Origin of the sequence: Proteus sp. FME41, assembly GCF_014897315.1 — a bacterium.
Lineage (GTDB): Bacteria > Pseudomonadota > Gammaproteobacteria > Enterobacterales > Enterobacteriaceae > Proteus.
In genome coordinates this window covers 126,036-140,117 of record NZ_JABUYL010000003.1, presented here as the reverse complement: position 1 = coordinate 140,117, position 14,082 = coordinate 126,036, and the positions used below count along the sequence as shown (strand labels likewise).

The following is a 14,082-nucleotide window of genomic DNA, read 5'->3' as shown; positions in this document are numbered from 1 at the left end:
TCTGTGTAATTATAAAACAGAGCGCAGTAAAGGAAAGAATATGATAAAATCCGCGCCCCGCGGATAGGAGAAAAAGGTAACCTATGAACGTAATTAAAGGTGTTGTCGCGGCGCCAAACGCACGCGTAGCAATTGCAATTGCCCGTTTTAATAATTTCATCAACGACAGCTTATTAGAAGGCGCAGTTGATGCATTAGAACGCATTGGACAAGTTTCCTCTGAAAATATTACCGTCGTTTGGGTTCCTGGTGCTTATGAGCTACCGTTAACAGTTAAAGCTTTAGCTGAAAGCGACAAATACGATGCAGTTATCGCATTAGGTACTGTTATCCGTGGTGGAACCGCACATTTTGAATACGTTGCTGGCGAATGCAGCTCTGGTTTATCTCAAGTTGCAATGCAAAGCGAGATCCCTGTGACTTTTGGTGTTTTAACTACTGAAAATATTGAACAGGCTATTGAACGAGCTGGAACTAAAGCGGGCAACAAAGGTGCTGAAGCGGCAATGACAGCACTTGAAATGATCAATGTACTTAAAGCCATAAAAGGCTAATCATCTGTTTTAACTTAAGGGGAATTTTGTGAAACCTGCTGCTCGTCGTCGTGCTCGTGAGTGTGCTGTTCAGGCTATCTACTCATGGCAATTATCCGGAAATGACATTGCGGATGTGGAATTGGAGTTTTTATCCGAGCAGGATACCCAAGGTGTAGATATTGCTTATTTTCGTGAGCTTTTAGTGGGTGTTGCCATTAATGCAACACGTTTAGATAAGGCAATGCAACCTTATTTATCCCGTCAACTTGAAGATCTTGGCCAAGTTGAAAAAGCGATTTTACGTTTAGCAATGTTCGAACTTAGCTTCCGTGAAGATGTTCCTTACAAAGTTGCGATTAACGAAGCGATTGAACTGGCTAAGGTATTTGGTGCTGACGATAGCCATAAATTTGTTAATGGCGTGCTTGATAAAGCGGCACCAACAGTACGACGTAAAAAATAACGTTATTCACGTTTCCTCTATGGTAAATAAATAATTCAAGGCCGGTATTTCCGGCCTTTTGTTTAATCTAGCTTAGTGTGCACAGCGCAATAGGAAATAAATAATGCCTTGTGGTGAATTCTCCCTTATCAAGCAATATTTCACTTCACAGCCTGTAAAACGAAAAGATGTTAATACAGGCATTGGAGATGACTGCGCAATATTGACAGTACCTGAAAAACAACAAGTTGCGATTAGTACCGATACTTTAGTGAGTGGCATTCACTTCCTTCCTTCTATCTCACCTGAAGATTTAGCCTATAAAGCACTTGCTGTAAATATTAGTGACTTAGCTGCCGTTGGTGCAGATCCTTCTTGGGCCTCATTAGCTTTAACGCTTCCTGATACAAATAGTGAGTGGCTTGAAGCATTTAGCCGTTCATTCTTCGCTTTAGCTGATTATTATGCAATTCAGCTAATCGGTGGTGATACCACTCGTGGTCCTTTAAGTTTAACCATAACAATTCAAGGGCTTGTTCCACAGGGAACCGCATTACTTCGTTCCGGCGCTAAAATAGGTGATTGGATTTACGTTACTGGATTTTTAGGTGATAGTGCAGCAGGGCTTGCCGTCTTGCAAAACAGATTACAACCAACAGAAAAAGAACATAGCGATTATTTTGTCGCAAGGCATTTACGCCCTCAGCCTCGTTTACTACAAGGTCAAGCATTACGCCATTTAGCGACATCTGCGATTGATATTTCTGATGGGCTTATTTCAGATTTAAATCATATTCTCACTGCAAGTGGTTGTGGCGCTCGTCTTAACTTAGAAGCATTACCTTATTCCCCTGCGATGAAAGCTGAAGTCAGTGAAGAGCAAGCGGAGATTTGGGCGTTAAGTGGTGGTGAAGATTATGAATTGTGCTTTACCGTACCTGAAATCAATCGTGGTGCGTTAGAGATTGCGTTGGCGCATACAGGTGCTGATTTTCATTGTATCGGACAAATTATGCCAATTGCTGAAGGGATCCGTTATTTACGTGATGGTAAAGACGTACACCCTAATTTGAAAGGATTTGATCACTTTAGCGAGTATAACGAATAACGTTTATCTAAACAAAAAGGCGCTTAATAGCGCCTTTCAGAGTGTTGATGCTATCTAAATGAGTATTTTGATAATTATTAAAAATTTATTATCTTAGTTCTTTTTCACAAATTCAGATTTTAACTTCATTGGTCCAAAGCCATCAATTTTACAATCAATATTATGGTCGCCTTCCACTAAACGGATACCTTTTACTTTTGTTCCGATTTTTAGCATGGTAGAACTACCTTTGACTTTGAGATCTTTAATCATCGTCACTGAATCGCCATCGGCTAATAAGTTACCGTTAGCATCTTTAACAATGAGTTCATCGCTTTCAGCTACAGGTTCAGCATCGTTCCATTCATGAGCACATTCAGGGCATACAAACATTGCACCATCTTCATAGGTGTATTCTGAACTGCACTTAGGACAAGAAGGTAATGACATAATAATACTCTCAAATATTATCAAAATGGGGCGTGATTAATCGTCAAAATGAGGATAACACTTGTCCCATAAATTAAAGGACACATTATCATTTAAGTGTGAAAATTCTAAAGCAATGCGCTAAATAGCACTACATCAGATAATGCGAAAGGGCAACAGTATAATGGATTTGATAGGAATTTGCATCTTTCACCGATTATGAGGTAAAGAATGAAGAAAAGTAGGCTAAATATAGAGAGTTAAATAGAAAATAATGATAAATAAAAGTGGTTTTAAATATTATCTAACTCAATGATATTAAAATTATAAATTAATAAATATAACTAAAAACAAATGCTCTCATCTTAAAAGAATGCATCATCAATAATAGTGTTAATTTTCTTGTTTTAATTTTACAAAATTACTCACTGAGCCACGCTCTATAAGTTTGGGTGTAAGCACTAGAACATTGTCATCAGCATCACTATTTTCCATACGATGTAATAATTGGCTGACAGCGAGTTTACCCAATTCATCTTTGGGTTGGTGAATAGTTGAAAGAGGTGGGATCATATAAGAAGCGAGATCGATATCATCATAGCCCATGACTGAAATATCATCAGGCACCCGCAATCCTTTTTGATAAATAGCTTGATAAGCACCAACTGCCATTGCGTCATTACAGGCAAAAACAGCTTGTGGTAAGGCCGAAAGTGAAAGTAATTTTTGCATGGCACTAAATCCACCTGCAAATTCAAAATCACTTGTTAATACAAACTCTTCTCGAATAGCTAATCCCGCTTTTTGCATTGCATTGTAATAGCCTTGCAAACGATGTTTTGCAGGGAGTTTATCTTGTGGGCCTGCAATACAGGCAATTTCAGTAAAGCCTTTTTCAATCAGATAATGGGTAGCAATTTCTCCCCCAAGCAGAGAGTTATCTTGAATAATATCGCCACCATATTCAAACGGGGACCAATCCATCATAACCATAGGTAAACGAGGATAACGATTTAAAACTTCACGAGAAGGCGCTCTGGCTTCAGTACACATCAACAATAAGCCATCAACACGTTTTTGTAACAACGTTTCAAGGCTGCTATCCATGCGCTCATAGTCACCTTCGGTATTACATAGAATTAGGCTATAACCTTTTTCATAGCAACTGCGTTCAACACCGCGCACTACTTCAGCATAAAACGGGTTGCTACTGGCGGTGACTAACATACCGATAGTGTGAGTACAGTTCATTTTTAAACTGCGCGCTAAAGCTGATGGCGCGTAATTTAAGGTTTGAATTGCGTCATTAACTTTTTTACGAATGCCTTCGCTGACATAACGATTATTATTGATAACGTGGGAAACGGTGGATGTTGAAACGCCCGCCAAACGGGCGACATCTTTCATTGTTGCCAAAGTTCTATGCTCGCTCTGCTAAAAATGATTCGATTTCATGACGCCAAGGAACAGACGATTGCGCACCATGGCGGGTAACTGCAAGGGCTGCCGCCGCATGAGCAAAACGAATCGCTTCAATTGAAGGTTTGCCTTCTAACATTGCAGTGACAAATGCACCGTTAAATGTATCACCTGCAGCAATGGTATCAACCGCTTCGACACGAAATCCAGGAATTATCATCCCGTTTCCTTGCTCGCTAAACCAGACTCCTCGACTGCCTAATGTAATAAGGACGTGTTTGATGCCTTTACTGTGTAAAATATTAGCCGCATTGGCGGCACCCGCTTCATCATGCACAGAAACGCCTGTTAATATTTCAGCTTCTGTCTCATTTGGGGTGATAACATCGATAAAACTCAGAAACTCATCTGATAACGGTTGAGCTGGCGCTGGATTTAAAATCACTTTTGTGTGGTGTGACTTTGCTAGCTTCGCTGCTTCAAATACGGTATCAAGTGGAGATTCTAATTGCATTAATAAAGCATCAGCATGTTCAACTACAGTATGATATTGCTTAAAATATGTTGGTGTTAGTGCACTATTCGCGCCAGCAACAATACTAATCACATTTTCACCTTGCTCATTAACAAGGATCATCGCCACGCCTGTCGGTGTTTGTGGAATAATACTAATGGCATCGATATGGATCTTGTCTGTTTTAAGCTGTGAAATTATTTCGCTACCAATTGCATCATCACCGACACAAGCAATAAAAGTAATATCAGCACCGCTGCGACCGCAAGCAACCGCTTGATTTGCCCCTTTACCTCCAAAGGCTATTTTGTATTGATGACCAATAATGGTTTCACCTGGTTTTGGAAATTGTGAAATATTCATAATGTGGTCAACATTGATGCTGCCTAGAACAGCAAGGCGAGGGGTTGTCATTGCCTTTATCCTTGTGAAAATGTGTTTTTATAATGATTTAAACCGCCACGGAGCACGCTTACTCCGTGGTATTTATGGTTGTTATTTTTTAATAATTAACTCAAGTTCGACAGGGATTGTAGCATCCACTTTTTCGCCTTTGAGAATTTTATCCGCCGTTTGAATGCCGATAATTCCGATTTGATCAGGGCGCTGCGCAATGGTTGCGCCTAACATGCCACGATTTACAGCTTTGATGCCATCATCTGTACCATCGAAACCAATTACTAATACATCAGTACGCCCCGCAGTTTGTAATGCACGTAATGCACCTAACGCCATTTCATCATTTTGTGCAAAAACAGCTTGAACGGCTGGGTAAGCGGTTAATAGATTTTGCATTACATTAAGACCTTTCGTACGGTCAAAATCAGCAGGCTGACTTGCCAGTATATTCAGTTTATGGGCATCAACAGCTTGTTTAAAACCGTCACCTCGTTCACGTGAAGCTGAGGTTCCTGTGATCCCTTCTAACTGAATCACTTTGGCATCATTAGCGACTTTTTCAGCAATATAATCCCCCGCCATTTTACCCCCAAGGCGATTGTCAGAAGCGACATGGCTGACAACTTCGCCTTTGTTGGCAACACGGTCTAACGTGATCACGGGAATTTTGGCTTTATTGGCTAAAATAACAGCATTACCCACAGCGTCAGAGTCTGTTGGATTAATCAGCATCAAGCGAGTTCCTCTCACCGTAAGATCTTGTACGTTAGCCAGCTCTTTAGCAGGGTTATCCATTGAGTCGAGTACAACTAAGTCATAACCTAATCTATTCGCTTCTTTCTGTGCACTGTCTTTCATTGTGACAAAGAAAGGGTTATTAAGCGTTGAGATAACAAGTGCGATAGATTCTTTGGCAAATGCGTTGGCACTGATTGTGGCGCTTAATGCAACAACAGAAAGAAGCGTTGCCATTTTTTTGAGTTTCATAATATAAGTTCCTGTCGGGGTTCGGATTAAGAGAATAGGGAGTTATTTTTTGTTATCTACTAACACAGCAAGTAGGATGACCACCGCTTTTACTATCATTTGATAGTTTGATGATATTCCTAATAAATTCAGTGCATTGTTTAAAAAACCTAAAATAAGCGCGCCGATTAACGTACCAATAATACGACCTTTACCACCCGCCAGACTGGTACCACCTAGAACAACCGCAGCAATGGCATCCAACTCATAACCATTACCCGCCATAGGCTGTGCTGAAGAAAGGCGAGCGACTTCAATGACGCTAGCAAGAGCGGCTAATAAACCACACAGTGCATAAACAATGATTTTGATTTTATCGACACTAATACCCGATAAACGTGTTGCGGATTCATTGCCCCCTAAGGCGTAGATATAACGACCTAAACGGGTATGGTGTAATAAGTACCACGCAGCTAAAAAGACGATCATCATTAGCCAAATTGGGGTTGGAATACCAAAAGGACGACCAATACCGAACCAGCTAAATAGATCGGCGTTATCGCTAAAACCTGTACTCATTGGGCTACCATCAGTATAAACACGGGTTACACCACGCAGTAACAACATCATGACTAAGGTAGCAATAAAGGCTTGAACCTTACCTTTCGCAACAATAATACCTGTTACACCACCAATGGCAGCACCCAGAGCTAATGCACCGACAACAGCAACAAAAGCATTGACATCTGCGCCTACCATGGATGCTGCGACAGCACCTGTTAATGCAAGTAATGAGCCTACAGATAAATCGATGCCTGAGGTTAAAATAACCAGTGTCATGCCAACGGCCATAATGGCGTTAACGGAGGTCTGTTGTAGAATATTGAAAATATTGTTTAAGGTGAAAAAATTAGGGCTAAGCATAGACACAACAACAATCAAAAGAAGCAAAGCAATCAGTGATTTTTGCTCTAATAACCACGCTTTTGAGAACCAACGTTTTGACGCTGGGATTGAATTCGTGCTCATATCAAACTCCTACTTTAGCGTCATATTGTTTACCAACAGCCGCAGCCATTAGCATTTCTTGTGTGACATTGTGAGCTGAAAACTCACCACTGATACGGCCTTCATGCATCACCAAAATACGGTCACTCATTCCCATTACCTCAGGCATTTCAGAAGAAATTAAGATGATGCTTAATCCTTCTTGTTTAAATTTATTAATTAGCTGATAAATTTCTTTTTTCGCACCAACGTCTACGCCACGAGTGGGTTCATCAAGAATGAGTACTTTAGGGCGAGTCATAAGGCCTCTTGCGATAGCGACTTTTTGCTGGTTTCCCCCAGATAAAAAACCAATAGTTTGATCCATTGATGGGGTTTTTATATTAAATAATTTAATAAAATCACCAACAGTCAGTTGCTCTTCTTTATGATTGAGCACTCCCATGCCTCGACTAAAATAGCGTAGGGCAGTCAGCGACATATTTTCTTTTACAGACATACCTAGTACCAAGCCATCACGTTTTCTGTCTTCAGAGATATAAACAATTCCTTGTTCTAACCCTTCAGCCGGTTTTTTAATTTGACAAGGTTTACCCTCTAATTCTACGGTGCCATTTGTTTTAGGTAATGCGCCGTAGATAATTTTCATTAATTCAGTACGGCCTGCACCCATTAGGCCTGAAATTCCAAGAATTTCATTTTCATGTAATGAAAAACTGACATCGTGAACATCTTCACCACTGAGGTTAATAACATTGAGCTTGGTTTTACCTTGAGGGATATTAATGCGGGGATATTGGTCTTCTAATTTACGACCCACCATCATTTCAATTAGCGTATCTTCTTGCAGTGAAGATACGATTTTTTCACCAATAAACTGACCATCGCGAAGCACCGTGACATCATCGCAAATCTCAAAAATTTCTTTGAGTCGATGTGAAATATAAACAATGCCACAACCTTGATCTCTTAGTTCACGAATAACACTAAACAGAGATTCAGTTTCTGTATCGGTTAATGCATCTGTTGGTTCGTCCATAATAATGACTTTAGAACCAAAACTGAGCACTTTGGCGATTTCCACCATTTGCTGATCACCAATCGATAATTCAGATACTAAACGGTGACTGCTATACGCGAGGTTTAATCGAGCTAATAATTTATCAGCCTCAGCATACATTTTCTTCCAATCGATAGCCCCAAAAGCACGCGTAAATTCACGGCCTAAGAAGATATTTTCTGCAATAGTTAATTCAGGAATAAGGTTAAGTTCTTGGTGAATAATGCCTATTCCTGCTTCTTGAGACGATTTCGGGCCGTTAAAGCTACAACTTTCGCCTTGATAAATGACTTCGCCGGCATCTTTTTTATAGATCCCAGTGAGTACTTTCATCAGTGTTGATTTGCCAGCACCATTTTCACCGACTAAGGCCATCACTCGACCAGGATAAATTCGCAGAGTAGCGCCTGATAGTGCTTTTACACCGGGGAATGACTTATCAATATCTTTAAGTTCGAGTAAAGGTTTCATATTGTCCTCAGAAAGTCACACCAGAAAACAACACAATATTGGCATACGGAGTGCACTCGCCTGTTCTAATAACGGCTTTATTTTCAGGAAGTTGCTTTTTAAATTCGTCATGAGAAACATACATGATTTGAATAGGTTTCTTCTGCTCTTGTTCTAATAAGTAGAGATAAGAGATGATTTCATTAAACAGTGAGGGATTGATGGTTTTTATTTCTTCTGCCAGCATCACAGCTTCAACTTGCATCTCATGAGTGATTGTTTGCAACACGGACATAAAGTCAGGTATTCCCTGTGTAAGAGCGAGGTCGATACGTTCAACAGAGGAGGGAATCGGTAATCCGGCATCTGCAATAGTGATTTTGTCAGTGTGTCCTAAACGTGAAATTACGCTCGAAATAGGACTGTTTAGTAATACACCTTTTTTCATATTTTCTCCTCAGCGAAACGTTTCGCTGTTTATATAGTAGGAAAGAAAAGAGGGAAAACAAGTTTGATTTATTCATATTGTGAGCATGATCGAAACGTTTCGTTGGCGAGTAAAAAGAAAAATAAATCTAACTGATTGAATAAATTAACGCTGAATGGATTCAATAAGAGAAGTTATTATTTGCAGTGATTTTCATAAAATATGAGTAGGGTCGGCATATTGCAGAGAATAATTTGAGTAATAATAGAGTGAGGTTTACTTTATTTGTTAAGTTTTTCTTACGTTAGGTGGCTATATAGAATGGATCATTGGTGTCATTATTTTTTTGGCTATTGTTTCTGCTATTTTTAAACCTCGCCGTTGTGACGTTTGTCATCTTAGTTTCAAAAGGAAATATTACACATGGACAATTGAAGGTAAGAAACAACATTTATGTCCTCACTGTAACTCAAAAATGAATAAAAGAATTAGCAATCAAAGGTTTAATAGTCGTTTTGGTAAGTGATGATTATAGGAAGAATGCCCGTTTAAAACGGGCATTTAAAGTTAGTTAGCTTGGTAAGCTTTAATCGATTCTTCAATACCTTCTGCGTCTAACCCTAAGTCAGCTCTGATCTCCTCTTGTCCACCTTGTGGCACAAATTGATCAGGAATACCTAAGTTTAAGACAGAGACTAAGCAACGCGCTTGCATTAATAACTCGTTTACGCCACTGCCAGCACCGCCCATAATGGCATTTTCTTCTAGCGTCACTAACATATCATGCTGTTCCGCCAGAGAAAGAATAAGTGATTTATCCAAAGGTTTGATAAATCGCATATCCGCAACGGTTGCATCCAGCTTTTCAGCCACTTCTAACGCTTCTGGTAGCAATGTACCAAAGTTTAAAATAGCGATGCCTTTACCTTGGCGACGAATAATCCCTTTCCCCATAGGCAGCGGACTAAGTGGTTGCAATTGAGCACCAACACTAGAGCCTCTTGGATAGCGTACAGCAACAGGACCATCTTGATAGTGATAACCGGTATGAAGCATTTGGCGACATTCATTTTCATCACTTGGTGCCATAATGACCATATTAGGAATACAGCGTAAGAATGAAAGATCAAATGCACCTTGGTGTGTTTGGCCATCGGCTCCCACAACACCCCCACGATCAATAGCAAACAAAACAGGCAGTTTTTGAATGGCAATATCGTGGATCACTTGGTCGTAAGCACGTTGTAAGAACGTTGAGTAGATAGCAACAATCGGCTTATAACCGCCAATGGCCAAACCTGCCGCAAAGGTCACAGCGTGTTGTTCTGCAATCGCGACATCAAAATATTGTGCAGGATATTCTTTTGAGAAACGTACCATACCCGAGCCTTCGCGCATTGCTGGGGTAATTGCCATCAGTTTGGGATCGGTTGCGGCTTCTTCACATAACCAGTCACCAAAGATTTTGGAGAATGTAGGCCGTGCATTAGGGCTTTTAGGTAATGTACCGGCTTGCGGATCAAATTTAGGGACGGCATGCCAGCTAATTGGATCTCGTTCTGCAGGCGCATAACCACGACCTTTTTTGGTCATAATGTGCAGAAGTTGAGGGCCTTTTAAATCGCGCATATTGGCGAGTGTTTGCACTAGCGCGATAACATCATGACCATCAACTGGGCCAATGTAGTTAAAACCTAATTCTTCAAACATGGTGCCAGGAACGACCATGCCTTTAATGTGTTCTTCAGTCTTTTTTAGTAATTCTTTAATTGGGGGAATACCAGAAAAGACTTTTTTTCCACCTTCACGTAAGGTGGTATACAGTTTACCTGATAACAATTGAGCAAGGTGATTATTCAATGCTCCAACGTTTTCTGAAATCGACATCTCGTTATCATTAAGTACGACAAGCATATCTGGTTCAATATCTCCTGCATGGTTCATGGCTTCAAAAGCCATACCTGCGGTAATTGCACCATCACCAATCACACAAACGGTTTTTCTGTTCAGCTTTTCTTGTTCGGCAGCAACCGCCATACCAAGACCTGCGCTGATAGAGGTTGAAGAGTGACCAACACAAAGCTTGTCGTATTCACTCTCATCACGCCAAGGGAAGGGGTGTAACCCATTTTTTTGACGGATAGTATCAATGCGATCACGGCGACCTGTTAAAATCTTATGTGGGTATGCCTGATGACCAACATCCCAAATGAGGTTATCAAAAGGAGTTTTATAGACGTAATGAAGAGCAACCGTTAACTCAATAGCACCTAAACCTGAGGCGAAGTGACCACTCGAGCGGCTGACACTGTTAAGAAGAAATAGCCTTAGCTCATCACAGAGTTTAGGTAAACTCTCTTTTGGTAATAGGCGCAAATCTTCGGGTGTTTCAACCAACGCCAATGTGGGATATTTTTCGATATCAATGCTCATGTGATGCCTATTAATTAATCACTTGTAATAGGGGAAAGAACAGGTAAGCTGCTCTCTTTATTTTTTATTAGTTTTTCCGTTCGACGATAAAACTCGCTAATTGTTTAAGCGTAGTCGTATCGTACTCGTATTGCTCAAGAAACGCTAAGGCATCCAGTGCTTCGTTATACAATTCCTGTGCTTTCTTTTGAGCTTTTTCTAAACCAAGAAGGGCGGGATAAGTGCTTTTTCCTGACACTTGATCGCTACCTTGTCGTTTGCCCGTTTCTTCAGTACTGCCAATCACATCTAAAATGTCATCTTGTACTTGAAATGCAAGGCCAATGGAATGGGCATATTTGTCTAATGCAGGCAAAACCTCATGACCTTTTTGCCCAGCACTTAATGCACCAAGGCGGACGGCTGCACGAATAAGTGCACCAGTTTTATGTAAATGAATTTTTTCAAGAGAGGCTAAATCAATAGATTTGTCTTCAGCTTCAAGATCCAGTGCTTGACCGCCACACATACCTGCAAGGCCACTCGCTGTAGCTAATTCAGCAATCATTGCGACACGGTCAGCTATTGCGACATCGGGCATTGGATCTTTTGCTAAGATCTCAAAAGCCAGCGTTTGCAATGCATCACCCGCTAAAATAGCGTTAGCTTCACCAAATTCAATATGACAAGTTGGTTTTCCTCGACGTAAATCGTCATTATCCATTGCAGGTAAATCGTCATGAATAAGGGAATAAGCGTGAATACATTCTACAGCCGCCGCAGGGGGATCTAGGTTAAGTGCAGGGACTTTAAACATTTCACCTACAGCATAAACGAGGAAAGGGCGTAAACGTTTCCCTCCTAAAAGAGCGCCATAATGCATGGCTTTTCCTAGAGGCATATCAGCAAAAGGTAAGGCGAGCAAAGCTTGATTTAATGCATTATCAACACGCTGGTGGGCGGAATCTAATTTATGACGGAACGCATCCGTACTTGAAGTTGCGTTACTCAATTATTCTGCCTCTTGGATAAAATTATCAGGAGTTGCATTGTCATCTTCTTTAAGAAGAATACGAACACGCTGCTCAGCGTCTTGTAACGTTTTTTGCCCAACACGAGCTAGGCGAACGCCATGTTCAAACTCATTAAGCGCTTCTTCTAAAGGGAGTTCACCGGATTCTAAGCGGTTTACAATTTGCTCAAGTTCTTGCATAGATGCTTCGAAACTTGGTGCTTGTGCGATGTCTTCGTTAATTGGTGTTGTTTTCTTAGCCATAATATTTTTGATAATAAAGCAAGTGAGTGCTGAATAATAGCGATCATCTTACTACAACTAAGAAGAAAATTTCTTATTCAGTCGATGATTTTTGCGGGTGAGCCCTAAATATTGGTGATATACTTTGTGACTTTTATAAACTCCAGTCAATTAACAACACTGTAGTTTATTTCTCTACTCAATAACCTATGACCATTGACTATGAAGTTTATTATTAAATTATTCCCCGAAATTACGATCAAAAGTCAGTCTGTTCGTATACGTTTTATCAAAATTCTTACTAGCAATATCCGAAATGTACTAAAGACATTAGGTGATGAAATCACGGTTGTCCGTAATTGGGATAACATTGTGGTTGTTAGCAAAGATGAAAGTAAAAGTGAAGCAGTGTGTGATGCGCTAACCCGTATCCCTGGTATTCACCATTTTTTACAAGTTGAAGAACATCCATATACTGATTTGCATAATATTTTTGAGCAAACTTTTGCGGCATTTAAGCATTTAGTTGAAAACAAAACATTCTGTGTTCGTGCCAAACGCCGTGGTAAACATAGTTTTACTTCTAATGAAGTCGAACGTTATGTGGGGGGTGGTTTTAACCAACATGTTGAAAGTGCAAAAGTGAAATTAACGCGTCCAGATGTCACGATTAATTTAGAAATTGAAGATGACAAACTTATTTTAGTGAATGCGCGTTATGAAGGTATTGGTGGCTTCCCAATTGGTACGCAAGAAGATGTATTATCACTGATTTCTGGTGGATATGACTCAGGTGTATCAAGCTATATGCTTATGCGTCGTGGTAGCCGTGTTCACTATTGTTTCTTTAATTTAGGTGGCTCAGCACACGAAATTGGTGTTAAACAAGTCGCGCATTATTTATGGAACCGCTTTGGTCGCTCTCATAAAGTACATTTTGTTGCAGTTGATTTTGAACCCGTTGTCGCAGAAATTTTAGAAAAAGTCGATGATGGCCAAATGGGCGTTGTGCTAAAACGTATGATGGTGCGTGCGGCATCAAGAGTGGCAGAACGTTATGGCGTTCAAGCCATTGTTACGGGTGAAGCATTAGGCCAAGTTTCTAGCCAAACCTTAACTAACTTACGTTTAATTGATAATGCGACTGATACGTTAATTTTGCGCCCTCTTATCACGCATGATAAAGAGAACATTATCAATATTGCTCGTCAAATTGGTACAGAAGATTTTGCTCGTACTATGCCTGAATTTTGTGGCGTAATTTCAAAAAGTCCAACGGTGAAAGCAGTAAAAGCGAAAATAGAAGCAGAAGAAGAGAAATTTGATTTTGCTATTCTGGATAATGTTGTTGAAAACGCCAAGAATATGGATATTCGTCGTATCGCAGAAGAAACGGTACAACAAGTCACTGAAGTTGAAATGGTCTCTGAGTTTGGTGCTAACGACGTTATTCTTGATATTCGCTCACCAGAAGAACAAGAAAGCAAGCCTTTAAAATTAGACGGTGTAGATGTCAAAGAGTTACCTTTCTATAAATTAAGTACACAATTTGGTGATTTAGATAACGCAAAAACCTATTTGCTCTATTGCGATCGTGGAATGATGAGCCGTTTACAGGCGCTTTATTTACGTGAGCAAGGTTTTGAGAACGTTAAAGTCTATCGTAAAAAATAATATA

Annotated in this window: 14 protein-coding genes; 4 read left to right on the top strand and 10 right to left on the bottom strand. The window is 40.2% G+C overall.

The window, feature by feature from the left end:
• The first annotated feature begins 83 nt into the window (after window positions 1-83).
• The 3 genes from ribE to thiL all read left to right on the top strand — a co-directional run bounded on the left by ribE (window position 84) and on the right by thiL (window position 2,086).
• Window positions 84-554 carry a 6,7-dimethyl-8-ribityllumazine synthase gene (ribE, locus tag INT04_RS04480; RefSeq protein ID WP_036932916.1) on the top strand — a complete coding sequence of 157 codons (471 nt, stop codon included), beginning with the start codon at window positions 84-86 and terminating at the stop codon, window positions 552-554.
• A 28-nt stretch (window positions 555-582) separates the two neighbouring features.
• Complete coding sequence (gene nusB, locus INT04_RS04475; RefSeq protein WP_193014938.1) at window positions 583-999, top strand: transcription antitermination factor NusB; 417 nt, start codon at window positions 583-585, stop codon at window positions 997-999.
• 103 nt (window positions 1,000-1,102) lie between these two features.
• Complete coding sequence (gene thiL, locus INT04_RS04470; RefSeq protein ID WP_193014937.1) at window positions 1,103-2,086, top strand: thiamine-phosphate kinase; 984 nt, start codon at window positions 1,103-1,105, stop codon at window positions 2,084-2,086.
• 93 nt (window positions 2,087-2,179) lie between these two features.
• Here the strand turns inward: thiL and INT04_RS04465 are convergent, their stop codons facing one another.
• From INT04_RS04465 to xseB, 10 genes are all read right to left on the bottom strand, one after another.
• Window positions 2,180-2,515: a zinc ribbon domain-containing protein YjdM gene (locus tag INT04_RS04465; RefSeq protein WP_193014936.1), complete on the bottom strand. Its 336-nt coding sequence runs from the start codon at window positions 2,513-2,515 to the stop codon at window positions 2,180-2,182.
• 372 nt (window positions 2,516-2,887) lie between these two features.
• Window positions 2,888-3,910 carry a ribose operon transcriptional repressor RbsR gene (gene rbsR / locus INT04_RS04460; RefSeq protein ID WP_193014935.1) on the bottom strand — a complete coding sequence of 341 codons (1,023 nt, stop codon included), beginning with the start codon at window positions 3,908-3,910 and terminating at the stop codon, window positions 2,888-2,890.
• Between the two features lie 4 nt (window positions 3,911-3,914).
• A complete protein-coding gene (rbsK, locus tag INT04_RS04455; protein ID WP_193014934.1) occupies window positions 3,915-4,841 on the bottom strand; it encodes a ribokinase in 927 nt (308 codons plus the stop codon).
• Window positions 4,842-4,922: 81 nt separating this feature from the next.
• Window positions 4,923-5,813, bottom strand: a complete 891-nt coding sequence (gene rbsB / locus INT04_RS04450; RefSeq protein ID WP_193014933.1) for a ribose ABC transporter substrate-binding protein RbsB — start codon at window positions 5,811-5,813, stop codon at window positions 4,923-4,925.
• A gap of 42 nt (window positions 5,814-5,855) precedes the next feature.
• Window positions 5,856-6,821, bottom strand: a complete 966-nt coding sequence (gene rbsC, locus INT04_RS04445; RefSeq protein WP_193014932.1) for a ribose ABC transporter permease — start codon at window positions 6,819-6,821, stop codon at window positions 5,856-5,858.
• Between the two features lies 1 nt (window position 6,822).
• Window positions 6,823-8,331 (bottom strand): ribose ABC transporter ATP-binding protein RbsA, encoded by a 1,509-nt coding sequence (gene rbsA, locus INT04_RS04440; protein WP_193014931.1) that lies wholly within the window; start codon window positions 8,329-8,331, stop codon window positions 6,823-6,825.
• Window positions 8,332-8,338: 7 nt separating this feature from the next.
• On the bottom strand, window positions 8,339-8,758 hold the full coding sequence (rbsD, locus tag INT04_RS04435) for a D-ribose pyranase (protein ID WP_193014930.1): 420 nt from the start codon (window positions 8,756-8,758) through the stop codon (window positions 8,339-8,341).
• A 546-nt stretch (window positions 8,759-9,304) separates the two neighbouring features.
• The gene (gene dxs, locus INT04_RS04430; RefSeq protein WP_193014929.1) at window positions 9,305-11,170 is read right to left on the bottom strand and encodes a 1-deoxy-D-xylulose-5-phosphate synthase; all 1,866 of its coding nucleotides are present in this window, start codon (window positions 11,168-11,170) and stop codon (window positions 9,305-9,307) included.
• 67 nt (window positions 11,171-11,237) lie between these two features.
• Complete coding sequence (gene ispA, locus INT04_RS04425; RefSeq protein WP_193014928.1) at window positions 11,238-12,161, bottom strand: (2E,6E)-farnesyl diphosphate synthase; 924 nt, start codon at window positions 12,159-12,161, stop codon at window positions 11,238-11,240.
• The gene (gene xseB, locus INT04_RS04420) at window positions 12,162-12,425 is read right to left on the bottom strand and encodes an exodeoxyribonuclease VII small subunit (RefSeq protein ID WP_193014927.1); all 264 of its coding nucleotides are present in this window, start codon (window positions 12,423-12,425) and stop codon (window positions 12,162-12,164) included. It abuts the gene before it with no gap.
• 201 nt (window positions 12,426-12,626) lie between these two features.
• Between xseB and thiI the strand changes: the two genes are divergently transcribed.
• Entirely contained in the window at window positions 12,627-14,078 is a 1,452-nt protein-coding gene (gene thiI, locus INT04_RS04415) for a tRNA uracil 4-sulfurtransferase ThiI (RefSeq protein ID WP_193014926.1), read from the top strand.
• Window positions 14,079-14,082 lie beyond the last annotated feature (4 nt).